Annotated in this window: 25 protein-coding genes and 1 pseudogene; 17 read left to right on the top strand and 9 right to left on the bottom strand. The window is 50.7% G+C overall.

Annotated elements, in window-relative coordinates:
• Positions 1-18: 18 nt before the first annotated feature.
• Together ACKXGA_RS05910 and ACKXGA_RS05905 are read left to right on the top strand one after the other, a co-directional pair.
• Positions 19-1,629, top strand: coding sequence for a recombinase family protein (locus tag ACKXGA_RS05910; RefSeq protein WP_423730281.1), 1,611 nt, complete (start codon positions 19-21; stop codon positions 1,627-1,629).
• Positions 1,626-3,158: a recombinase family protein gene (locus ACKXGA_RS05905; RefSeq protein WP_158424866.1), complete on the top strand. Its 1,533-nt coding sequence runs from the start codon at positions 1,626-1,628 to the stop codon at positions 3,156-3,158. Before ACKXGA_RS05910 ends, ACKXGA_RS05905 begins: the two co-directional genes overlap by 4 nt.
• Positions 3,159-3,296: 138 nt before the next feature.
• Here ACKXGA_RS05905 and ACKXGA_RS05900 read toward each other — a convergent pair whose 3' ends face one another.
• From ACKXGA_RS05900 to ACKXGA_RS05860, 9 genes are all read right to left on the bottom strand, one after another.
• Complete coding sequence (locus tag ACKXGA_RS05900; protein ID WP_423730280.1) at positions 3,297-4,685, bottom strand: tyrosine-type recombinase/integrase; 1,389 nt, start codon at positions 4,683-4,685, stop codon at positions 3,297-3,299.
• Positions 4,686-4,687: 2 nt separating this feature from the next.
• Entirely contained in the window at positions 4,688-5,053 is a 366-nt protein-coding gene (locus ACKXGA_RS05895; RefSeq protein WP_113993110.1) for a helix-turn-helix domain-containing protein, read from the bottom strand.
• A 113-nt stretch (positions 5,054-5,166) separates the two neighbouring features.
• Positions 5,167-5,976, bottom strand: a complete 810-nt coding sequence (locus ACKXGA_RS05890) for a DUF6551 family protein (RefSeq protein WP_097775162.1) — start codon at positions 5,974-5,976, stop codon at positions 5,167-5,169.
• Positions 5,967-6,641: a type II toxin-antitoxin system PemK/MazF family toxin gene (locus ACKXGA_RS05885; RefSeq protein ID WP_097771475.1), complete on the bottom strand. Its 675-nt coding sequence runs from the start codon at positions 6,639-6,641 to the stop codon at positions 5,967-5,969. Before ACKXGA_RS05885 ends, ACKXGA_RS05890 begins: the two co-directional genes overlap by 10 nt.
• 86 nt (positions 6,642-6,727) lie before the next feature.
• A complete protein-coding gene (locus tag ACKXGA_RS05880) occupies positions 6,728-6,955 on the bottom strand; it encodes a hypothetical protein (protein WP_097775161.1) in 228 nt (75 codons plus the stop codon).
• 373 nt (positions 6,956-7,328) lie between these two features.
• Positions 7,329-7,820 carry a sigma-70 family RNA polymerase sigma factor gene (locus tag ACKXGA_RS05875; RefSeq protein WP_015565818.1) on the bottom strand — a complete coding sequence of 164 codons (492 nt, stop codon included), beginning with the start codon at positions 7,818-7,820 and terminating at the stop codon, positions 7,329-7,331.
• Between the two features lie 533 nt (positions 7,821-8,353).
• Entirely contained in the window at positions 8,354-9,061 is a 708-nt protein-coding gene (locus ACKXGA_RS05870; RefSeq protein ID WP_097784816.1) for an ImmA/IrrE family metallo-endopeptidase, read from the bottom strand.
• Entirely contained in the window at positions 9,061-9,342 is a 282-nt protein-coding gene (locus ACKXGA_RS05865) for a hypothetical protein (protein ID WP_097775158.1), read from the bottom strand. Before ACKXGA_RS05865 ends, ACKXGA_RS05870 begins: the two co-directional genes overlap by 1 nt.
• A gap of 43 nt (positions 9,343-9,385) precedes the next feature.
• Positions 9,386-9,583, bottom strand: coding sequence for a hypothetical protein (locus tag ACKXGA_RS05860; RefSeq protein ID WP_097775157.1), 198 nt, complete (start codon positions 9,581-9,583; stop codon positions 9,386-9,388).
• Positions 9,584-9,792: 209 nt separating this feature from the next.
• Between ACKXGA_RS05860 and ACKXGA_RS05855 the strand changes: the two genes are divergently transcribed.
• The 15 genes and pseudogenes from ACKXGA_RS05855 to ACKXGA_RS05785 all read left to right on the top strand — a co-directional run bounded on the left by ACKXGA_RS05855 (position 9,793) and on the right by ACKXGA_RS05785 (position 23,196).
• Complete coding sequence (locus tag ACKXGA_RS05855) at positions 9,793-10,620, top strand: XRE family transcriptional regulator (RefSeq protein ID WP_242924042.1); 828 nt, start codon at positions 9,793-9,795, stop codon at positions 10,618-10,620.
• A gap of 19 nt (positions 10,621-10,639) precedes the next feature.
• Positions 10,640-10,843 (top strand): helix-turn-helix domain-containing protein, encoded by a 204-nt coding sequence (locus ACKXGA_RS05850; protein ID WP_223383275.1) that lies wholly within the window; start codon positions 10,640-10,642, stop codon positions 10,841-10,843.
• Positions 10,844-11,118: 275 nt separating this feature from the next.
• Positions 11,119-11,454 (top strand): hypothetical protein, encoded by a 336-nt coding sequence (locus tag ACKXGA_RS05845; RefSeq protein WP_015565819.1) that lies wholly within the window; start codon positions 11,119-11,121, stop codon positions 11,452-11,454.
• 191 nt (positions 11,455-11,645) lie between these two features.
• Entirely contained in the window at positions 11,646-12,434 is a 789-nt protein-coding gene (locus tag ACKXGA_RS05840; protein ID WP_015565820.1) for a DUF975 family protein, read from the top strand.
• Positions 12,435-12,441: 7 nt separating this feature from the next.
• A pseudogene (locus tag ACKXGA_RS05835) lies at positions 12,442-12,753 on the top strand (SLOG family protein); the annotation flags it as partial.
• 107 nt (positions 12,754-12,860) lie between these two features.
• Complete coding sequence (locus ACKXGA_RS05830) at positions 12,861-13,031, top strand: hypothetical protein (RefSeq protein ID WP_008723379.1); 171 nt, start codon at positions 12,861-12,863, stop codon at positions 13,029-13,031.
• A 15-nt stretch (positions 13,032-13,046) separates the two neighbouring features.
• The gene (locus ACKXGA_RS05825) at positions 13,047-14,162 is read left to right on the top strand and encodes a hypothetical protein (protein ID WP_423730279.1); all 1,116 of its coding nucleotides are present in this window, start codon (positions 13,047-13,049) and stop codon (positions 14,160-14,162) included.
• 15 nt (positions 14,163-14,177) lie between these two features.
• Positions 14,178-15,656 (top strand): DUF6138 family protein, encoded by a 1,479-nt coding sequence (locus ACKXGA_RS05820; RefSeq protein ID WP_423730278.1) that lies wholly within the window; start codon positions 14,178-14,180, stop codon positions 15,654-15,656.
• Positions 15,653-17,035, top strand: a complete 1,383-nt coding sequence (locus tag ACKXGA_RS05815) for a DUF6138 family protein (protein WP_423730277.1) — start codon at positions 15,653-15,655, stop codon at positions 17,033-17,035. The genes ACKXGA_RS05820 and ACKXGA_RS05815 overlap by 4 nt, the downstream gene beginning before the upstream one ends.
• A gap of 18 nt (positions 17,036-17,053) precedes the next feature.
• Positions 17,054-18,145, top strand: coding sequence for an ankyrin repeat domain-containing protein (locus tag ACKXGA_RS05810; protein WP_423730276.1), 1,092 nt, complete (start codon positions 17,054-17,056; stop codon positions 18,143-18,145).
• Positions 18,146-18,158: 13 nt separating this feature from the next.
• Positions 18,159-18,914: a hypothetical protein gene (locus ACKXGA_RS05805; RefSeq protein ID WP_117484245.1), complete on the top strand. Its 756-nt coding sequence runs from the start codon at positions 18,159-18,161 to the stop codon at positions 18,912-18,914.
• A gap of 24 nt (positions 18,915-18,938) precedes the next feature.
• On the top strand, positions 18,939-19,403 hold the full coding sequence (locus tag ACKXGA_RS05800; RefSeq protein WP_025543807.1) for a hypothetical protein: 465 nt from the start codon (positions 18,939-18,941) through the stop codon (positions 19,401-19,403).
• Positions 19,404-19,422: 19 nt separating this feature from the next.
• On the top strand, positions 19,423-20,097 hold the full coding sequence (locus tag ACKXGA_RS05795; protein WP_423730275.1) for a hypothetical protein: 675 nt from the start codon (positions 19,423-19,425) through the stop codon (positions 20,095-20,097).
• A gap of 23 nt (positions 20,098-20,120) precedes the next feature.
• Entirely contained in the window at positions 20,121-22,553 is a 2,433-nt protein-coding gene (locus ACKXGA_RS05790) for a DUF6892 domain-containing protein (RefSeq protein WP_423730274.1), read from the top strand.
• 43 nt (positions 22,554-22,596) lie between these two features.
• Positions 22,597-23,196 carry a hypothetical protein gene (locus tag ACKXGA_RS05785; protein WP_423730273.1) on the top strand — a complete coding sequence of 200 codons (600 nt, stop codon included), beginning with the start codon at positions 22,597-22,599 and terminating at the stop codon, positions 23,194-23,196.
• The last annotated feature ends 4 nt before the right edge of the window (positions 23,197-23,200 follow it).

Here is a 23,200-nt window from a genome sequence, read left to right as displayed (position 1 = left end):
AAGAGCAGGAAACATACTATGGCGCAGGCTGCCATGCCTGCTTCCCCGTTTATCAGCACGGCGCTGTATATCCGGCTGTCTGTGGAGGATAACAATAAACGTGGAAATTCTATCGAAACGCAAAAGCTGGTTCTCGAAAAATTCCTATTGGGAAAACCTGAACTGCGTCTTTATGACATTTATATCGACAATGGAGCAACAGGAACGAATTTCAACCGTGACGGCTTCCAACGGATGCTTTCGGATATTGAATCCGGCAAAGTGGGCTGTGTGATTGTCAAAGACCTTTCACGCCTGGGACGCAATGCCATTGACACGGGATATTACATTGAGCGGTATTTCCCTTCCCATAATGTCCGGTTCATCAGCGTTACGGATCAATTTGATTCTGAAAATCCTGATAATCTCCACGGCGGTATTATCCTTCCGCTGAAAAATATGATTAACGAAGCCTATGCTCTGGACATAGGACGTAAGATAAAGGCCCAGGCCCGTCAGGATATGAAAGAGGGCAAGTATGTGGGTGGCAGGGCGCCATTTGGATATATGAAAGACCCTGATGACTGCCACAAATTGATTATTGATCCGGTGGCGGCTCCTGTGGTACGCCAGATTTTCCAGTGGGCTTATGAAAAAGTCCCCCTCAACCGGATTGTGCTTCTGCTCAATGAAGGAAACTACCCTTCTCCCGGAAAGTATAAGATGCAAACCGGGGAGATCACCCATCAGGCGTTAGCAGGGCGCGGCTACTGGCAGACCTGGACAGTTGCCAAGATTTTGAAGGAGGATAAATATACCGGCGACATGGTGCAAGGGCGAACAAAAACGGTCCTTCACCGGCAGGTGCCCGCAGGCGAGGAAAACCTGATTGTCGTTACTGGAACCCATGAGCCTATCGTTTCCAAAGAGATTTTCGATGCCGTTCAGAAGTACCGGGCAGAAGTGGCCGAGGAAAGCAAGAAGCACCCCGTTATCCCATACACGCCCAATATTTTCAAGGGGCGTATCTTCTGTGGAGACTGCGGGAGAAGCCTGCACCGCCAGCGCCAACAATGCAATGGTTCATATCGCTTCCACTGCCTGACACCTACCAGGGTACATAAAGATAAATGCACTGGCGTTTCCATCAGCGAAACCGAGCTGATCGCAACGATACTGGATATTCTTAAAAGGGAACTTGCCGCCGTCCTGGGGGATTACGCGCTGCTTCTGAAAGACAACATGCAAAAGCACGAAAAAGAAGCTGCTTCCCGTGAGAAAATCAACCGGGCAAAGCTGCAGTTTAACCAAAGCCGTGAGCTTTTGCAGACTCTTTATGAAAATCTGATGAACGGTGCGATTGACAGTGAAGAATACTTCGACCTGAAAGCGACCTATGAAAAGCAGATACAGGCAGCGCAAAAGGAGCTTGCTTTTTACGAAAAGCAGGCTGATGTCCGCCAGAAGCAGGCTGAAAAGTGCAAAGATCTGGAAAAAGACGAACAGGAACTTTTGAGTGGAGGCGTCCTGACCGCCGCCCTCATTGGGCGGTTGATTGAGCGGATCACAGTCTACCCGGATAAACAGGTAGATGTAAAATTCACGTTCCGCGCAGAATTTGAGGCGTTTAAGGAGGCGGAGGCAGAATGAAGAAGTACAGGATTGCTCTTTACATCCGTCTCTCTTTGGAGGACGCCAAAACAGACAGTATGAGTATTTCCAGCCAGAGAAACATCCTTCGGGAATATGCCTCTGAACTGCCGGAATATGCTAATGCGGAACTTACGGAATTTGTAGATAACGGGTACAGCGGGGCAAACTTCGAGCGCCCTGCGGTGCAGGAATTGCTTGACCTGGTACGGGCTAATCGGATTGACTGTATCATGGTAAAGGATTTTTCCCGCTTTGGCCGCAACAGTTTGGAAACAGGCTATTTTATCGAGCGGGTATTTCCGCTGTTCCATACCCGCTTTATCTCTGTCAATGATGATTTTGATACCAAAAAGCTGAAAGGCGATACCGGCGGTATGGAAGTCGCCTTCAAGTATTTAATCAGCGAGTATTATAGCCGTGATATGTCGGTAAAGACCAAAACGGCCAAATACCTGAAGTTCCAGCGGGGCGAATACCAAAGTAAAATTTGCCCTTACGGTTATCGCAAAGGGGAAAACGGACGGATGGTGCCGGACCCGGAGACTTCCGAAGTAGTACAGAAAATTTTTGAATATGCCGTAAATGGCATGAACGCAACCGATATTGCGCGGGAACTTTCCCGTCAGCAGATTCCCACACCCGGAGAGCATAAGGCCCGAAAAGGGATTAAGACACACGATGTTTCAAGAACTCACGGAATGTGGTGCAATTCTACTGTGCTTCGGATTCTTGCTGACGAACGATATATGGGCACTTATGTGATTGGCAAAAGAGAGGTTACAGAAATCGGCGGCCACAAGATGCGGAGCAAAGCGGAAAGCGACTGGATCAAAATACCGGACCATCATATACCGCTGGTGAATGAGGAAATCTTTTCAAAAGCCAATGCCTCTATTCAGCGTTTTAAGATTCCAAATAGGAAAAAACACGACTATCTCCTGCGTGGGAAGGTTATCTGCGGATGCTGTAAACATGCCTTGCACCTGGCAAATGGGACATCTTACCGGTGCCGCTTTTCCAGCACGATTCCTTTACTTGACTGCTATAACATTCATATCCGGGAAAAAGAACTGAATCAGCTTGTATATGAATTGCTATGCAAACAGTTTCAGGTAGCCTTCGGTATTGACAGCTTAGCGGATCTCCGTAAGGTAGATACCGTTGCTATACGTCAAGCTGACTTTGACCGGCAGATTTTTGAACTGCAGGAAGAAAAGCGGAAACTGTATGAAGCTCTTGTTTCCGGCAGGATTCCGCTCTTGGAATACAAGGATCAAAAAGAGCAGATCAGTGAAAAACTGTTGGAAGTACAGAATACCAAAGCGGTTGTCATGGCCCGTCTTGAAGCCGAACAGGAAGAACGGCAGCACCAGCGCCAGCAGATGGATATTTCCCGGATGCTGACGGAAAGCGATGGGCTGACTTCGGAATTAGTTGATCTTCTGATTGATAAGATTTATGTTTATCCTGATAAACGGGTAGATATTGCCTTTAAGATAAGGGACAGCTTTACAACTCACGACTGAGGAAAGGAATTGGTTATGCGGATTGCGTTTTATTACAGAAAAGGCGGCACAACTTTTGGGTGTATGCTGCCGGAAGAAAAGGAGCGACTTCATGCGTTTTTTGCCGCCGAACAGAAACGGGAGGCGGCAAAATTCCTATCAAGAAAGCTGGAACGTGGGGACAAGAAAAAATAAATATTTTTTTGTCGTGGACTTGACATAAGGGTGGCGCAGATCGTGAAAGCGGATACGCTTCATCTGGTGTGCGACCAGAAAATCCGGGAAATGTTGGCTCAGGAAATCGGGCCGAATCCGTTTTCCCATCGGGTCTACATAGATATAGTCAAGATAATCGGTGCAATAGCTTTTGCCGCAGACCTTCCGATTCTGCTCCTGCTCCTTTTTCATTTTATTGAGCATCTGCTCACAGGCAGGGATTAGGGGAAGTGTCCGGCAGCTCGACTTTGTTTTTGTCTTATCTCGTGCGATTTCTGTTAGCGTTCCGTTGACCTTTGCGGTCACAACCGTATGCTGAATGCTGATTTTCTTGTTTTCAAAGTCAATGGCATCCCATTTCAAGCCAACAACTTCACTGCGCCGCAGGCCGTAGAATGCAGCCATGATAACGCCAAACTCCGAAGGGTCACCTTGAATCGCTTTGAAAAGCTGCTCCAGTTCTTCACCGCTGTAAATCTCCGACTTGAACTTTTCCTTACGAGGACGTTCAACGCGATCTGCCGGGTTGGAACGGATCATGCCGATTTGAAAAGCGTACTGCAAGCATTTGCGGATGTTGGCGTGATAGTGAATGACGGTGTTTGCCGTAAGGCCACGATCCAACTCATGCTGGTAGAAGTCTTGGATGTATTTGGGATGCTGTTCCATATCCTGCAATGTATAGTGGAGCGGTTCAAAATATGGGACGATCTTGTGAACGATTGCTCTTTCATAGCTGGTATAGGTTGTGATTTCCACTCGTGACTTCATCATTTTCAACCAGTCCGTGATGAAGTCGGTGAAAAGTACCGGGGAGTTATCAAGGCAGGGGTCAACTTCTTTGATGGGGCTGACCTTCAGCCAATTATTGTCAACGGCATATTGTAGGGCATCGGTCAACTCCTTGTGCCAATCCAGAAGCTGCTGTACACTGGCCTCCTCCTGCTGACGCTCATAGCGGAAGAACGTTTCCAGATCGCGCGGAGAGAGTGCTTTCAAAGACAGCCGCTTCTTTTCAAAGTATGGGACAACTACTCTTCCCAGATCATAAGCATATCTGCCATAGGTTTCGGGCGGAAGGTTCATCACGCTTTCCCGAAGCCAGCGGTTCAGATATTCCGATACCGGCAGGTCGGAAACCTGCTGCATCGTTTCAGGGTTAAACTCTTTTTGTGTTTTACGCAACAGAGATTCAGCTCTTTTTTTGTTTCCTTTAACAGGAAGTCCTGTGCTGATGGATTTGGTTCTGCGCTTTCCATCTGTGTCTTTCCAGCTCAGAATCATCTGATACATACCGTTTTGTTCTCTTAAATGTCCGGCCACATTTGTCATAGTTATGCTCCTTTCTGTTCGCAGCCAAACGTCCTTTGCTTAGGCATCATAAGTTTAGAAGATTCTGGAGTGTTTTGCAAGGATGGCACAAGGGAGTTTGAAAGGTGCATCCCTCCAAGTTGCCGATCCTGATCGAGCAGGTACTCTACCACGCAGAGTTTTGGTATCTTATAGCTGCGTCCTACACGCGCCGAGTGGATCTTATTCTGCTTGACCAACAGATACGCATTCTTCCGGCAGATGCCAAGCATTTCCTGAAGATGCTCCACCGTCACCACATCCGGGTAGTCCTTGAACATCGTCAGATACCTCTCCGTCTTTCGGTCAGGCTCTTCCTGAATCAAAGTGCAGGCTGCGATCTCGCTCATTCCTGTCCTCTCTTTCTAGTTCAATATGTCGATTATTCAGCAGAAAATACTATATGTAAAGTGTGATGGTCTTTTTCGGGAACCATCTCACTTGCCAAAGGAGATATTTGAGCTTAGAACTTCATCGGCAGTGCGTCTTTCCTGCACTTGCCGTTGTAGGTGGTGTAGATGGGGTAAACGTACCGCCGCCAGCCCGGAAGCTTGGCGGGGTTATCCCGGCTGACACGGTAGAGCTCCATGGGATGGACGCCGCTCAGCGCACGGACAAGCCGCTCCTCGCTGTACTGCCCATGATACAGCTGCACAAAGTACATCACGCCCCGCAGGACAGCCGCCCGGAAGGAATCCGGTTTGCCCTCCCACGCTTCCACGATGTGCCGCAGAGCTTCGCAGTAGATCTCTTCGCCCAGCTGGTCGTACAGCTTCAGCGCCGTGCCCACGCAGCCGATGCGGTAGTCGCTCAGCTGCATACTGTCGTAGTTGAGGGAAAGCCCCGCCCGGTTAGTGGCTGCGACAAACGCCTTGGAAGGCGCATCGCCGCCCACCACCTTGGCGCGCAGCTTGATGCCCGCCGACAGGGGTGCGGCGTGACCGTTCTGCTCGGCAAAGAGCAGGGCTTCCTGCTCCATCGTCAGACCGGTGTAGACCTTGCAGAGGATCGGGCGGTCCTCGCCGCCGTTGAGGAGGATGCAGCCCTCGATGGTGTGCTGCCCATCCATTACATAGTACCTGCCGTTGCGGAAGCTGACCTTCGGCTCGTTAACGATGTACTCGTTGAAGTCCCTTGCAATCAGCTCCACCCTCTTGCGCTCTACGCCCCGCTGGTAGATCTCGCGGGGATAGATCAGCTTGCTGCTGTGGATGACCGAAAGCTGGTACGGCGGGTTGATACCAATGAAAGTATTGTTGTCGTTCAGGCGCATCGCATTTCCTCCTTGATTCTCCAAATGTACTTCTCGGCTTCCTCTAAGATCTCAGTCACCTGCTGCTTCCGCTTCGGGCTGGTGAGCAGGCTGGGATTGAAGGTGAAGCTATATTCGAGCCGCTGGATCATGGCATGAACCGCGGATTGCAGTTCGGTGTACAGCATCATTTCCTCGATGCTTCCGGCGTTCTCAAAGGACGACCGGATGGGCGTATAGGGGTAGACAGGCGGTTTGCCATCCACCACCTCAGGCGGCGCATAAACCGCCGTAGAGCGCCGGATAGGCTCTATCTGCTGGATGCTGCCCATAGGGTTCAGCGCAAGGCTGATGCGAACCGCATCATCCACCCGGCGCATCTCCTCTGGGGTCAGATGCCCCAGATACTTCAGTGCCCGGCTTTTGTCGATGGTGAAGATCTGCTCTGCCTGCACAACGGACGGCATATTCAACCCCGCGTTTTCCAACAGGCAGTGGGTCGGCTGGTTTACTTTCTTTTCCGCCTTGCTTGTCATGGTCGCAACGATCAGGGTCGGAGAGTGATAATTGCCCACGTCATTCTGAAGAATGACCGCCGGGCGGTCACCGTGCTGTTCCGAGCCGGTGCTCGCCCCGAAATGGGTGAAGAAGATGTCTCCGCGTTGGAATTTCCAGTTTTGCTGCAAAATTGTACCTCCATGTTGTTATGTGCAAAGCCCGCTGCCGGATGTTCCGCAACGAGCTTCGTTCAAGGTATGGTGGTATGGTTGGGTCAGCGGTGCATGACCACATAATCATAGCCGCGCCGCATCTGGCAGACGGTGCATGTGTCCATGCTCCGGTCTGGGCTGGGTACAAGCGCGATTTTGAAAGCCTTTGCATCCACAAAGTGCCGCAGACAGGTACCGCAGAGAGTTCGGATGGACTTGACCATCTCAGGGGTCAGCTCCATCTCCTCGTAGATCTCCTGCTCGCGCACCGTGGGGTTCAGCTCATCCATAAAAGTGTCCTCCTATGTATCAAAAGTGGATATTCGAGTAAAGAATAAATTGGGATACGTAAAAAACGGGAACTGCCGGATGTGCAAAACGTACCCGGCAGTTCCCGGATCAATATGATTAAAGGTCTCGCATATTCGCCCTCGGCTCCCTGCGAGTGGGGCATGAACATCTGGCAGCGGACTTGTACCGCTTCATTGGCATTTCAGCCACCCCGTCTGCTTTGTGACCGGGCCGCGAATTACGGAAGTATCATTATCGGAGTACCAGATGACGGAACTATTCAGTTTTCAAGGTCCCTGAGGTCGGACGTTTCGCCCTGCGGCAGGTGCCGCTTGGGAAATTGTCCTCTCACTTGGTAGCCGACGAGAAAGGTCAATTCGTAGCATTGAAATTGAAGTTTTTCAAAAATTTAGTAATTCTCTTGATTTTGATACTAATAGTGGGCCGAGATACGCCGTAGACTTTAGAAATTTCAGTGATGTCGTATCCCTCGTAAGCGTACATGGTGATGATTTCCAAATCTTCGGTTTTCAAAGTTTCGAGTGCAGTAAGCAACTGCTCGTTCTCAATCTCACCAATCCATGCAAAACGGCTTTTAGTTTCGTGGTAAGTATCTGTCACGGTAATCGCATCCTGATAGCGTAGCATCAAAGGCGACGCTTCTTCCTCAGAGCTTTCATACGCAGGAGCGGTGAATTCCTGCGTCCGCTCGATAAAGGTACGCTCCGAATTGAATTGCTGACGGTCATAATCGTACATCTTCTGGATGGCCTCTTTCGTCATTCCCGCAGCTGCGTACTCGATGCGCAACTTTTCCCAGTGTGCTTCAAACTTCTTCAACTCATAGCCTTTATTAAAAGACATCGTAAACCTCCAAATTTTCGATAAGTCGTAAAAAGTCGAAAATTTGGAAGGCTACGGATATTTCGCCGCTTGGGGCATCCATGAAAAACGGACAAACATAAAGCCTGCTCCTTTTTACGGGAGCAGGCTACCTGAAGGCTAAAAAAATAGCCGGACAACCAACTAACAGAGCGGTTCTAAAGCAGAATCACTCTATCAGCTGTTGCCCGGCTATTTGGTGCGCGTTTCATACATTGCCTTGCGGCAATGGCCCGTTGCTCGGTGACGAACAGTCCATATTCAGGGTGCAATGCACCCGATTTTTGAAATTGTGGTTTGTCTAAAAAAGTCAGCGTCTGCGGTAGGCTAAGTCAACTGTTGCTATGTTACCGCACTTGAGGCACTTTATGCTGATAGAGCCTGAACAGCTCTCGTTTTTTTGGTAGAGCTTGTGTCCGCAAACCGGACAAAACCTCCAGCCAATGCTGAATTGTGCCTGCTGTATATTGTTCAGCGGTTTACTCTTAAAAGAGCGATTATTTGACCAAGTCATATTATTCTCCAAATCGAATGACGTCCAATGGATGGCAGTGGATGGGTTTTCCGTTGATGACCTGCATCTGCTGTAATCTGATCCTGATCGCAGACCACGATACCCCGATCCGTGCAGCCATCTCCAGAATTCTTTCATAGTTCGGGTCCGATGCGGATTTGTACAGGATTCCATTTGGCAGGCACAGCGCTGCACGTTCTATTTCGGCGTTGACCAGAAATGTTGGCATCAGCAGCTCCGCTGCAAGGGTATTCGCCTGCCATTCTTCCCATGAGGGCTGTCCGTTTCGTTCCCGATAGGCAATGTGCCCACGGCACTTGACTGCTTTTCCGTAGTCGTTCGGAAACAGGTCAGCCAGTATATGGTGCGCCGCTTCATGCGCTATCGTGAAATTCCGGCATCCGGTGCAGCTGTCTGACGCAAGGGCGGAATCGATTACAACGTCCTTCGGCATGAACACCTCCACAAGCTTTGTCCCGTCCCCCAAGGTTACGGTAAAACCGCATTTCTGGAAAACAGTCAGTCCTAGAATACTTCCATCGCTGCATAGCGGCAGCATTTTCACATTCAGCCCAAGAACAGAACTTGCGAGCCGTTCAGGGTCAATGGGTTCTGGGTCATCTTTACTGATCCCGAAACGGGTATAGTACTGGTCGATATACTTACCCGCTATGTGCGAAAGATCTGCGCGGGATAAGTATCTTGCCATTACGAAGCACAGCTTTCCGGCACGGAGCAGTAGGCTTCCACGAACCACTTGCCCCGTTCAAGCCAAAGATTCCGCTTCTGACCGCAGATCAGGCAGGTGAAGCAGTGACCTTTTCCGCCTAGGCGTGATGTCCCATGTTTGACTGCCAAGACACGATCAATTCCATAAGTGTGAGCCTTGTCATAGTTTATGGCAAGAGGGCGGATCTTACCGTCAGGAGTAAAACGAACGTCCACTTCGACGTATCTTTTCTCACGGCGAAGGTTGTAATCACCACACATCAGAATTCCTCCTTTTTGCGGATTTATCAAAACACGGCGTGCATTACTTGCGAATCATACTGCGTGCCACGAGCTGTTTTTCGTTCAACAGCGGAACGGACACTGTATGTTTTTTCCACTCATCCATAGAGCAGGTCACTGCTTTGCACAGACGGCATTTTGTCCAGCCACCGGTTTCATCAAGATCCACATCATAATTCATGGTTCCGCACATTGGACATCTTACATTTTCTTTTCTCATAGTATCACCTCGCAAAAAAACGCCAAACAAACACAATCCCATACGAAAATAACACCAAAAGGCTGTTATTTGTGGATTTGGTTTGATTATACACCCACTTTATGGAGATGTCAATTGCGCATTTGTCGCCATTTTAGAGATTTCCTGTTGATTTCTTATATTTTCTATACTATAATAGAGCTACCGGATCACAAAGGAGTGTTCTTGTTATGAAAAAGAAAACCACGCTCACCAAAATGCACATAGCCCCATCCACAGTGCGCTATGATGCAGTCGCTGCGAGGGATAGCAATGAGGTTGGTCAGATTCTCGCAGGCACACGAAAAAGGAATGGCTATTCACTTGTAACTTTCTCTGAACTTCTCCGTCACTATGGCGTCGATGTCAGTGATAAAGGAATCAGCAAATGGGAAAAAGGCTATACCACTCCTAGCATCTACCAACTAGTTGCAATCTGCTACGCATTGAACATCAAGGAGGGTCCTTCCTACTTTACAAAGAACTTCCAGAAACCCGCCCTTCTAAATGACATCGGGCAAAAAAAAGTCGCTGAGTACGAAATGGACTTGATTGCATCCCGGCGCTACCAGCCAGACGCAGAAGAGCCCGCGGAAATCGACTACATAATGATGCCTGTATCAGAGTTGCCAGTATCGGCAGGTCTAGGAGCTTTTCTTGAGGGTGAAATGTTCCAGCAGATACAAGTGCCTGCCAGTAGCGTTCCGGCTGGTGCCGAGTTCGGGATATATGTTAGCGGTGATAGTATGGAGCCACGCTATCATAACGGACAGATTGTATGGGTGAAGCGCTGCGAAGAACTTGAGTGCGGGGATATCGGGATATTCGTATATGATGACTGTGGATATCTGAAAAAATACGATGAACATACCCCAGACGAATCCCAAGCAGAGTTCCTTACCGACAGCTATGGCGTGGTGCATAACCAACCGGTTTTGGTTTCTCTTAACACCAAATATTCGCCGATCCTTATATCTCCAGAGCAAAGATTCGAGGTTGTTGGAAAAGTTTTGAACTAAAAAGATGGGAGGAGTTTTTGTGGATACGATCAAGCGTGTTCAGGATTTGATGCAAGTGCGTGATATGAATCTATGTGTATTGGCAAAGAAATGCGGAATATCGTACTCCACGATTCAAACCACCGCCCGTCGGGGAGGGCAGTTAAGCGTAGAGACGATTGAAAGAATTTGTCAGGGTTTAGGAATTACATTAAAAGACTTCTTCGATTCCTCCTACCTGTAAATATAGGGGCAGCAAAAAAGCCGTTCGCCACGCTGGAAAATCTGCGTGGTGAACGGCTTTAATACTGCTTCTATTTATCCTTTGGTAATCTCCAGATAAACACTAATCTCCATGATTGTTACCATTGAAGGAATACATTTGCGACGATCTTCGGGCATACCGAATAAGATTTGCATTGGCAGTTGAAGACGGCTCATGTTACCTATTGCAATTCTGACTATTTGGAAATATACTTGTAAGTATCAAATTATTTCACTTTATGGGAGGAAATTATTATGGCAAGACCCAAGGGAAGCAAGAATAAGGCTCGTACTGTAAAGGCCAGCGTTGATTATGTAGCAGTCATTGCAGAAAAGGCCGCAAAAAAAGAGAAAATCGAATCTGAGGTTGCTACGTTGACTGCAAATCTCGATGATCTGAAGACGCAGCTGAAAGCCAAGAAAGCAGAATTGAAAGCCGCCACCAAGGAACTTGCCAAAGCTGAAAACAAAAAAGCTGCCGCCGAAGCAAAAGCAGCAGAAGAAGCAAAGAAGGGCGAAGCAGAAGATGTGCTGAAGAAGCTGCTTGCCAGCGGTATGACGGCTGAAGAAATCCTTGCAAAGCTCCAGTAATGCAATATGATGAACTGGACAAGCTGCTGAAGTAAAGGAAGGGGCTGTTGCACAAGGATAAAACCGGTGTAACAGCCTCTTTTTCATTCATGCTGCAATTTTTTCAGCTTTTCAAACGTATCTAAATTAAAGTGGCATATCATCTTCCTATTTCACAAATCCTTGCCGTTTTCAGACAGGAGGTTGCTTTTATGAAAGTATCTGCCGACTATCGTATGCTCGCTCTCGATGCCCTGCGCGGAAAATGGAAAACTGCTGTTTTGACAGGTATTGCCGCCAGTGCGCTCGGTGCTACCATTGTGAGCAGTTCCAACAGTGCCGTATCCAATTCCAATCAGGCAAAGGACATCCATTTTGAACTGTTCTCCCAGCCCAACGGCGGTCGGCTGCTTGCTGTTCTGCTTGCCGGCATTGTTCTGTGGGCAGTCCTCCAACTGATTGTGGGCGGTGCAGTTCAACTGGGATATGCTCATTTTAATCTGAACCTTGTAGATGGAAATGATGCTGCCATCTCGGACTTGTTCTCTCAGAAAGACCGTCTGTGGGATGGCTTCTGCATGAAATTCCTGCAGGGTCTGTACATCGCCCTCTGGTCGCTGCTGTTGGTGATTCCGGGAATCGTGAAAACATACAGCTATGCGATGACACCTTACATCATGTCCGAGCATCCTTCGCTGACCGCAAATGAAGCGATCACAGAATCCCGGCGGATCATGAATGGCAACAAATGGCGGCTGTTCTGTCTGGATTTCAGCTTCATTGGCTGGGAGCTGCTCTGTTCGGTGCCACTGTATGCCGAGGGTTTTCTGGTTCTCAAATATTTCACCGGTTCAGAGGCTCTGGCGATTTCTCTTGTTCTTCTGCTGACAATTCCATTGAGCATTGGCTTCTTTTTTGTACACCCCTATGAGGAAGCTGCATGGGCTACTTTCTACCGCGATATTACCGCAGCACCTACCGAACCGGATGAAGCATATTGACTTTTATATTAAAATTATCGTTGTAGTTCCCTTCATCGGCTATGACTCTAAATGGCCGGATCAGAGTAAACATAGATTGAAAAAGCTGATCCAAAACGCAAACGATTCTATTGTTATTTCACACTCTGCGGATGTTTCCAGTTATAAAAAAAGAAATTATTATATGGTCGATCATGCAGAGTACCTTATCGGTGTGTTTGATAATCAGAAAAAGCTGCGCTCAGGTACAGCACAGACCGTCAACTATGCCTTGCATCAGGGAAAAGTAATCACTCTGATCCATCCAGACACTATGGAGATAACAGCCCCTGCGCCTTAACAAATTCACAAAAATTTTTCATTAGCATTTCCAACAAAATATTTTCATTGAAGGGGTGCTGTGATATAATAAGATATAAAACTACGCTCAGAACAAATGGTGCCGCTATGAACAAATATATTGGACAGCAATTTGCTGCTTTAAGATACGAAAAAAATATTTTGGTTGTTGAAGAAACTACATCTGCTGGTGGATGCGGCTCCTTCAACGCGGCTTCTTCATGTCCTGCGTCAGCCTGTCTTTATGACAGTGCGGCGTGGGGCTTTTTTATTGCCTGAAAGGAGTATGAGAACATGAGTCTGAAATATACCTGCCCCAGCTGTGGGACCCCTTTGGGCTATGACGGATTGTGCTGGAAATGCAAGTGTGAGCAAGAGCGAAAAACTGCATTGGCCTGGACGCCGGAACAGATTGCTGCAAAGCAGAAAAACCTGATCCAGAACATCCATCGGCTTGCTGATATGGAGGACCCCGAATGCACCGACTTCTGGCAGCTGCTGGGTTACCGGGACGCCATCACCCCGGAAATCCAGCGGGCGGCGCTGGCCGCTGGGGTGTTCTGGCCCTGTGAGATCTATTATCACGCTCCCGCTGATGTGGGGGAGGGCCTGATCCACGCGCTGCTGTCCACAGAGGATTCCAGTGAAGCGTCCAACCTGATGTGCTGCCTTGCTTTCCAGGGCGATGGTCGGGCACTGGAAACGCTGTTGGAACTGGAGAATCATCCCCGCTCCTGGCGCAAGAAGCTCTATGTAGACCCGTCCATTTACGCCCAGTGCGGCGGCTGGACCTTTAATAAAAAGGGACAACGGACCCAACTCAACTTCGATACCTGCTTTTCCTTCGTCAAGGGAGCCCCCGGTGAAGTGCCCCCCGTTCGCATCGGGCGGGCACGGGAGGACACCTGTCCCCACTGCGGCGGGCGGATGGCGGACATGCTGGTGCTGGACGGCCGGGACGAGCGGCTGAAGTTTCTGGGGCTGGACGGCATTCTGACCGCCACCTGCTGTCCCAACTGCGTGGGCTTTCTGAAAGGCCCCGCTTTCAACCGCTTTACTCTGGACGGCGGCGTAGAGGTCTTTCCCTCAGAGCTCTTTGACGGGGCGGGAAAGATGGACTGCTATGTCCGGCCGGAGGACTACAGGTCCCTTACCGAAAATCCCTTCGTGCTGGGCGGTGCGCCAATGCCCCTGTTCTATGGCGCCGCCTGTGACGATGTGAACACCGTTGGCGGCTTTGCCAACTGGGTTCAGGACTGGGAATACACCGCCTGCCCCCACTGCGGAAAGCCCATGAAATATCTGGCCCAGATCCAGTGGGATACTTTGATGGACGGCACAGAGGGCACACTCTACATCGAGTTCTGCCCTGACTGCCAGATCGTATCCATGCAGCACCAGCAGACCTGATAGGAGGAAATCGCTATGAATTTGCCAAAGTTCAACAGTGCGGACGGGCGCTGTTACTGGATGAAGCCCGAGGTACAGGAAGAACTGCAACCGCTCTTTGACCAGTGTATCCAGGATGCCATTGACGGGAAAATCACGCGGCTTGATGATTCCCACTGGCCGCCGGTAGTGGTCAGCAGTCAAGGTGCACCCTTTGAGGTGTGGCAACTGCTTAGGGCATGGACCGAAATACAGCGGGCCGAGACCCTGGATGCGGAAAAGGCCATCGCCTTCAGCGAAAACCTGCGCCGCCAGAGCCGCTGGGGTGAAATTGACCACCATCTACTTGATATGCTGAAACGGGAGCTACAAGAGAAGTATTTTGTTGTAACAGGCGATGAAGATGATCGCTTCTGGGATCGGGAGTATTCCCTGAAACCAGGTATCCGTGCAGAGGAGGTCCCGGAGCCGCTGCTGCGTTTCGCCTGCTATGTGGCGGTGAGCTATAAAGTGTATGGCTTGGACTTTCAGTATCTGGACGCCAATTACCTCTTTGGATTGGTGGAGAAAGTCCGTCCTGATATGGTGAAAAAGCTCCGGGAACACGGGACCGGCAGGCTGCCGCTCTCTCTGCAAAAGAGGAAAACAGAGCACTTCACCGCATCGGCCAACGATGCCTTTGCTGCGATCCGTATTACTGCCAGGGACAATACGGAGGAATGCTGCCGTGAAGTGCTGAACTACCTGTGTGAGCTTCTGGAGCAGGAGGATTTTCCCCGCAGCTATGCGGTGGAGTTCAAAGGACCGGAAAAGAGGTATCTTCCCATCACAGGTCTGCCCAAAAAGGGAGTAAACCAGCTCTTTGCCTGTGCCGTGCAGTACCCCGGCCTCCACCCCCTGATGGAACGGTACGCCCGGCTTGCCATGCGGCAATATGAGCAGTACACCAATCTCAGCGATGAGCAGTGCGCGCTCCCCGGAAGTTTTGCCGTGTTCGCCCTGGGAATGCTGGGGCAAGAGTGGCGGCAGCTGGTATTGGATTATCTCGATCTCTGTGATGATGAGCACTCCCACTTACAGGAAAAATTCCTCCGGGAGTATGTGAAACAGTTCGGATTTACCGCCGATACCGTCCCTGTATTTGTCCGTGGGGTGCTGTCCATGCAGAACATGAAGTATTCCAAGGACTATGCCGCGTGGATGGCAAACGCAGAAAGCCTGGACGCTCTGCTGGAGGCAAAAATCCACCTGTCCGAGATCGTTCCAAGCGGTTTTTCCTCCGACGAGGATGACGATGATGACGAGGACGAGAAACCCGCAGAAGAAACAGAAGCCAGCCCGGAGGAAGTGCTGCAATACGCATGGGAAACGGTCTGCTATGTGATCTGGGGAAAGGGCAGCGCCAAGGGTGGTCAAAAAGTGGTGGAAGCAGCTTCGGAGGAACTGAAAGAGCGTTGCCGGCAGATTTTTATTCCAATCACGGAGAGCCTGGAAGAAAGAGGTGGCCTGCTATGAGTTTACCGAAACGAGACGGCGTGCATGGCCGTTATTATCTGATCCATAAACCGGACACGGACCCCGAAGTGCTGGAACAAGCCGATCAGTGCATTCAGGATGTGTTGGATGGAACCGCAAAAGAAAACCATTCCGGCTACCCGGTGGTTGTTCGGAATCAAAACGGAACACCCTTTCTTCCCAGCCAGCTGCTGGAGCGGTACCTGTCCAAACTGCCTTTGAAGGGATTTCCCTATGCGGATGCGGTCGCCTTCTGCGATGCCCTGCGGCGGCTGGCGGGCTGGAAAGAGATTGACCACACACTGGGACAATACATCGAACATCAGGTGCAGGAGCGGTATTTTGAGGTTGGAGAGAAAGAGGATTACTTTTCCGCTTACCCGCCCTGCACCGTGTGGCCCGAACTGAGGCCGGAGGATGTGGATGACGGCCTGCTGCGCTTTGCCTGCTATGTGGCGGTCTGTTATACGGTATATGGAGCCAGCTACAACTCCCTCACCACCGAGCGCATTCTCGGCCTGGTTTCCCAGATTCGCCCGGACATGGTGAAGCAGCTGAAAACGGGCGGCAGCGGCAAATTGCCAAAGGACATCCAGCGGCGTAAGACGGAGCATTTCACCGCATCGGCCAACGATGCGTTTGCCACCATCCGCATCACCGCCAGGGACTCCACCGAGGAGTGCTATGGGGAAATCCTGGACTACCTGTGCGCGGTGCTGGAGCAGGAGGAATTTCCCCGCAGTTACTCGGTGGAGTTCCGGGGGCCGGAGAAGATTTACCTGCCCATTCCCGGCCTGCCCAAAAAGGGAGTCAATCAGCTCTTTGCCTGCGCTGTGCAGCACCCCAATCTGCACTCGGCTATGGCGCGGTACGCTCGCCTGGCTATGCGGGAGTTTGAGTGGTACCAAAACCTCGCGGATGAAGCCTGTGCGATGCCCGGCACCTTCGCCGTGTTTGCCCTGGGGCTGGAGGGAGAACCGTGGGCACCGCTGGTGACGGAGTATCTGGATCTCTGCGATGACGAGCACTCCTCCCTGCAAGGGAAATTCCTTCATGCCTTGATCCGAAAGTTTGGGTTCCAACCATGGACGCTGGGGGTATTGGTGCGGGGCGCATTATCTATGCAGTGGCTGGAGCCTGCCAGAGAATTCCGCAGCCTGATAGCCAATGGGGAAAGCCTGGATGCACTGCTGGCAGTCAAGCGCCGCTTTTCCGCTTATCTCCTGCCGGAAGAAAACGAAGACCCGAAATTCCGGGCCATCGCTTGGCAGAGCCTGCTCTGGGCCATCTGGGGGCAAGCCTCTGAAAACGGCGGCAGCAAGGTCATTAAGACGGCTCCGAAGGAACTGAGAGAAAGGTATCAGGAAATTTTTCAATAGACTATAAGGAGGACTCGGATGAGTGAAGTAAGCTATTCAAATGTACCTCCCATGATGGCTGCCATCAAAAGTGGTGACATAGAGGCGATTCGTTCCCTGCTTCACGCAGGGCATTCTCCCAATGAGCCACAATGCTATCATGTAATGATTGGAGATTGGCCGCGGGATGACGAAGCCTCTCCGCTGGAATTGGCTGTACTGGAAAATCGGATGGACATGGTACAGCTCCTGATCGAATGCGGAGCAGATTTGACCCATAACCCGGAAGAATTGCTTTGTGGTTCCCTGCGCAGTCAAGACCTGACCCTGTTTTCCTTTTTGGTAGATGTGGGAGTCAGAATCCCCGCAACGCAAAGGGATATATGCAGGCTGTTTCTCCACTTGGTGGATCGGGATGAGCCTAATGTACTCCCCATTTTGAAAAGGATGGGCATGGATTTGAAACAATACGGCGGTGAAGCCCTGCGCAGTATGGCGAGCCATGGAAATCAGCTGCTGGTGGAGTATCTGATTCAAAACGGGGCGGACATCAACTATCACAAGCCAGATATGGTGTTTCCCTACGCTTCGACTCCTGTCACTGAAGCTGCACGGCACAACGATTTTTCTATGGTGCGCTGGCTTGTGGAACAGGGTGCAGACATCACCATCCCGGATAAATACGGTGACCGGCCCTACACCGTGGCAGTACAGAACAAAAATCAGGAAATGGCCGCCTACTTAAAAGCTCTGGAGCCGGAGGAATGGCATAACGAACAGGAAAAAGCGCGTCAACTCATGCCTTACAAGCTGCCTGCCAAGCTGGTGGAATACTTAAAGACCGGCCCCTTGCGTCTGGAATTTCCAGAGCGGGAACTGGTGAAATGGGCGGAACTGTACCCCTACATGGATGTACAGGAGATGACCTGGAAACGGAAAAAGTTGCTCTCCCTTATGGCGAAAATGGACAATTACAGCGACTATTTGCTGCTGTGGAGTCCCAGAGATAAGAAACTCTGGTATCTGGACATTGAGCATAAGGAGTTTCATCCGTTAGCCAAATGGGAGGAATTTATTGCTGATCCCGGAAAATATCTTAATGGAATGATTGAGGGCGAGTTTGAGGAATAAGGAGAGAAGCAAAATGGAACAGGCATACTGCACCGCAGTTTTCTGGCGCGGCGGAGAAAAGATTGATCTGAATGGACTAAAACCAGATGCGGTACGGTGTCTGTCTGTGACAGGAGAGCGGAAGGTGAATCTGTCCTTCCTGCGAGATTATCCCAATCTGGAGGAACTGACCCTAATGGAAAAGTGTGAGGGTGTAGAAGTTCTCTCCGGGCTAAAGCAGCTTCATACACTGTCCCTATGGCTGTCGGCCCCTGTTTCCTGGGACAATGTTTCTCTCCCCGGCCTGCGTGTTCTCCACCTGCGTGGGGAAAAGAATGGCGACATCACCCCACTTCTCACCAGCATTACCTATCTCCATTTGGAGGAAATGCGGAAAACGGAAGATCTTGCCCCTTTCCTGACTCCAGCGACCCGGCTTCAGAAACTCTATCTCCAGTCACTACCAGCTGTGCAGAAACTACCGGCTCTGGATGGGCTTCCTTCCCTTTATGCCCTGAAACTCTATGAACTGCATAAACTCAGCGATTTGTCCGCCCTCTCTCACAGCCATTTGCGCTACTTTGCCGCCTCTCTGATCGGGGATAAACTCTCCGCCCAGGCGCTGGCAGATGCTGTGCTGGCAATTCCCGGTCTGGAGGCAGCCGCGCTCCAGCTGGTAGACCGCTCCGGGCGGCGCTATGGCAGTATCCAAAAAGCCTTTGTCGCCGCTGGGAAATCCGGATTGCTGCGGGAGGAAATTAGTGCTTTGACCACATGGCTGTCGCTGTAACCTGGGGATTGGGGCAAGAATGATATGGAACAGTTTTTTGAACATTCCGATTTGGGATTGGGAGCACTGACCTTTCAGAAAGGACCAGGGACCATCCACTGCTGGACTGGAAGAATCGCAGACACAGAGATCCTGTTTTCCATTATTTTGAACACATCTGAACTCCGGTCGGCAAACCTGGATTTTATCCGTTCTGTGCTTCAAAACTGGCGGGAGTATCTTTCAAAAGCGGAGCATGAGATTCAGGCGCAGATTGGTAAAAGCCCTGAGAAGTTTGGATTGCAGCGCGCTCCATTCCCTGAAACGGAGATTCCCGCCGAGCAGCCGCAATTTCTGTTTTATGATGAGACAGAATGGGGCCTGCACTTTGAGATTTGTACCCTTCCTGTGGGGGAGCCATTTGGACTTATGGTTGAGTTTTCAGGGGATACGCCAACGGATGTATATGGCTTGTCGGAAGCGGAAGAAATAGAAGCGGACATGGAATAATATAAAGGAGCCGATCAGATTGTGTGAGAATGCGAAAATTCTTTGTCCTTACTGTTTGACGAGAGAAATTGACCCGGCACAAGCGATATGCTCTGCTTGTTATTCAAAAGAGGATAAATGGGAGCGAGGCAGTTGGGATGACCTACGCAAGCGCAAGAATGCCGATGAAATCCAGATGTTTACCATAGCCAAAAAAGTAGATGAAGCGTTCCAGATACCAGAAAATGAAGCTTATGCCTGTATAGAGAAACACGAAATGATTCAGGCTGAGGCCTTGGAACGGGAAATGGAGGCTTTTCACCGGCGGCGCATCCTTTGTATGGTGGAGATATTTTCCAAGATTGATTGCGGCATCCTCTTTTCTGGCTATGTAGAACTGGATACCTATTTTAAGAATGTGTGGGATTATGCCCATCAGCGCATTGCCGCAGAACAGCTCAGAGAGGTTCAGGAGTATCTGCGGTCACAGATTCCATGGAAATCCCTATCCAGTCAGCGGATGGATCTGGGGGCAGAACTTCTCAACTTTTGGTGCGGAGAAGATGAGTTGGATTGGGGCTATTCTCAATATTTTGAGATTGCAGCAGGTAATCTCAAGCCGTTTCTTGTAATGACCTTATTCACAGAGATTCTGTGTAAGCATTTTCCAGATGTAATGTCTGCGCCAGTCAAGCGGCTGAGCAGCAAACTTTGAGGCACTAAAAAGGGGGTACTTTCATGCCAGACTGGGCACAAATCATATCCGATGCGCTGGACATTCTAAAATTTGACGGAGCCGTACAGGACACTCTGGCGGAACTTCGAGGGAAATGGGGCGCACAGGTCCCGGCGCTGCTGGATGAACGCTTTGACGCCATCGGCATCCAATATATGAAATTGCCCCATGAAAAAGGAGCGGCGGCCTTGGGGCAGGAACTCTCTGCCTTCGGCTGGGCGTTGTATAACCTGGACGATGAGGACGAGTATCTGTTTGCCTTGATCCCAGAAGAAGAACGCAACGAATGGGAACGCTACTGCAAAAAGCAGGGGCAATATTGCCACCTGATGAAACAGCAAGGGCGAAAATGGGGCGACCATGCCAAGGAGCAGGACCCTGGGAAGCTGATGCCCTGCGAGGAGTACATACTTCAGGATGAGTACGATTATTTCTTCAACTCCCTGGCGGGTGATTTTGCGGCGGGCGAATGGAAAAACCAGGATGCAGAAGAATGGAAAAACGGCTGTGTGGCCGATCTGCGCCAGCGTCCGCCCCAGGTGACCCGCGCCCACAGTTTGCCGCATCTTGGGTGCCTCACTTATTCCGCAGAAAATGGACTCTATGCTGCGTCCAGGACCGCTGGCAGCGGGACTATTGGCCGAGCATTACTGAGCAAGAATCCAGCCACGCTCAACTGGGCCGAACCGTCCCCCGTTGGATATGACGGTCCGCCCCGGACCCTGTGCTGGGCTGACCATTCCCTCTGGGTGGGCGATCCCACCAACGCCACACGGATTGAACTCACCGACCGGGGCACCTGTCAGGATGTGAAAAACTGGCCCCTGCCGGAAGATGGATGGAGCACCAAATACCATTGCGGCATTACAACAGACGGTCTGGGCCGGGTCTACTTTTCCAACGAGTGGTACAAGGGGCAGATTTACCGCTGGGAAAACGGCAAGGTAACAAAACACACCTTCTCTCTGGATGGATACGACCATCTCTCCGAGGCTGTTCCCGTTCCCGGCACAGGCCGCATTACCATGATCCACGCAGTCAGTGGCAAGGGGCGGATGGAAGAATGCCTGCTGGAACTGGACATGGACACCGGGCGGTGCCGAATTGCCCCCCTGTCTGGAATGGGCGAGGGGCTGAAACTTCGCTGGTTTACCGGGGACTGGCTGCTGGTGCAGGGAAACGGCGAAATCCTCTCCAATGACTTTGCCCAGCTCATCAATAGGAACACCCGTGAAGTGCTGCGTATCCGTCCGGAAATGTTCGGCGGGGAGAAAATGCAGCACATCGGAATACTCACCGATGGCACGGTGGTCATCATCACCCGGCGAGATAGGGTTGGGCCGGTATTTCGTTATCCCATCGACTTCTGGGACTTCCTTCGGACGGCAAACAAGCCCAAAAAGCTGGAATGGCGGGAGTACAAAGAAGTGTACCCGAATCTGCCTATCTTTCTACCGTCCAAGGCCACGGAGCGAAAAATCATTCTCAAAAAAGACAGCCTGACCATCCTGGGGTCGGTATTTACGCCGCCGTTTACCCTTTCGCAGCTTGTGGCAAAGCTGGGGCCCGCCCGCATTGTCCTGCAAACTGGAACACGGAAAAGCCCCATGACTGGCCGAGAGAGTCCCTATACCCAAGCACTTGCTTTGTGGGACGAGCTTGGACTCCAGGGCTGGTTGGATGAAGATGAGCAGACCATCAAAACCCTTGGCGTCCGGGTAGCGACACAGGGAGAGTATGCGGTCCGGCAGGCATTTGACGGAGCGGTTTGGATTGGGTCCAAGGACTACCGGGAGGCCAGCTGGAAGGATTTCGCTGGATTTGCCCATACCCTCAAATTGGGCGGCTTTACTGTTTATACCCGCTTGCCGGGTCCTGTTCCAGAGGAGCAGTCCGCGCAGAAAGCAAAGCTGGAGGCCCTCTCCGCTATGGTACAGATCAGCTGGAAAGAGCCAGAGAATAAGGCGGCGAAAGCGCAGAAATACAAGTTATCCAAGCTGACTGAACCAGTGCTCACCTTTACCAGCTTCAACTTCAAGCTGGCGGTTATGGAAGTCCTGATGTACGAGAAAGGCTTACTGGCACCCAAACTGGATGCCCATGAGTTTGTCAGAGAATATAGCCGACGCAAAATCGACATTGACGCAGAAGGGTATGAACCCATCCCAGAGATTCGGAAGTGGCTGGAGCAATACCCGGTCCCGGAGCGGCTGGCCCCGGAGGTCACAGAGATCGAGATGGATGGCGGCAGCGAGATTTATACCCAGCTCTGTCCGTTCTGGGATGGCGAGAATGGGGCCTTTGATCTCAACACCATTACTGAGGCGGAACTGCGCCAGTTCCCCAATCTCAAACAGATTACCCTCATGTCCTCCAAGCCGGAACAGGTGCTGCCGGTTCTGGAACGGTGCGGTATCAAGGTAGAATTGGCGTGAGGGGAAATGATTCATTTTTTGTTTTAAGGAAGCGTGTGGGTGTATGAGCCGGATTGTTGATGAACCTTATTTTACCCATAGTGTTTACAGCGCCCTCACCACCGGCATCCAAGTGAAATGTCCCAAGTGCCACGGCGCAGGCGTTGTAACAGCGGATGATGATAACGCTTATTTCCGGTGCCTGAATTGCGGTTACCAAGCAATCAGTACGCGGACGATCTACCGCTATGATGTCCATAACCAGTGTGAAAACTGCGGAAAGTACTACCGGGTTGATATTGAAGATATGGCAAAGCATCATTTTCCGGTTCTCCATGTGGCCTGCCCCTATTGCGGGGCAACCATGCCGGGAGAGGTCCACAAAACGGCTCAGGCTTTCTCTTACGCTGCTGAGATCAGGAATGGAAAGGACCCTTGGTTCGGCCTGGAACTGTGGTTTTTGGCTTCCTTCCAGGGCAAACCGGTCTGGGCGCTCAACCGGGAACATCTTGCCTATCTCATTGATTATCTTAGCGCCGACCTGCGGGAAAAACCCCTGGGCAGCCCACAAAGGACCCAGGCCGACCACCTTCCCACTTTTATGAAAACAGCAAAGAACCGAGAGCGGATCGTAAAGCTGCTAAGAAAACTACAAGAGAAATAAGGGA

The sequence above is a fragment of the Faecalibacterium hominis (ex Afrizal et al. 2022) genome (assembly GCF_049545105.1).
Classification (GTDB): Bacteria; Bacillota; Clostridia; order Oscillospirales; family Ruminococcaceae; genus Faecalibacterium; species Faecalibacterium duncaniae.
Note: the sequence above shows the minus strand (reverse complement) of the source record. Positions and strands in the feature narration are given on the sequence as shown.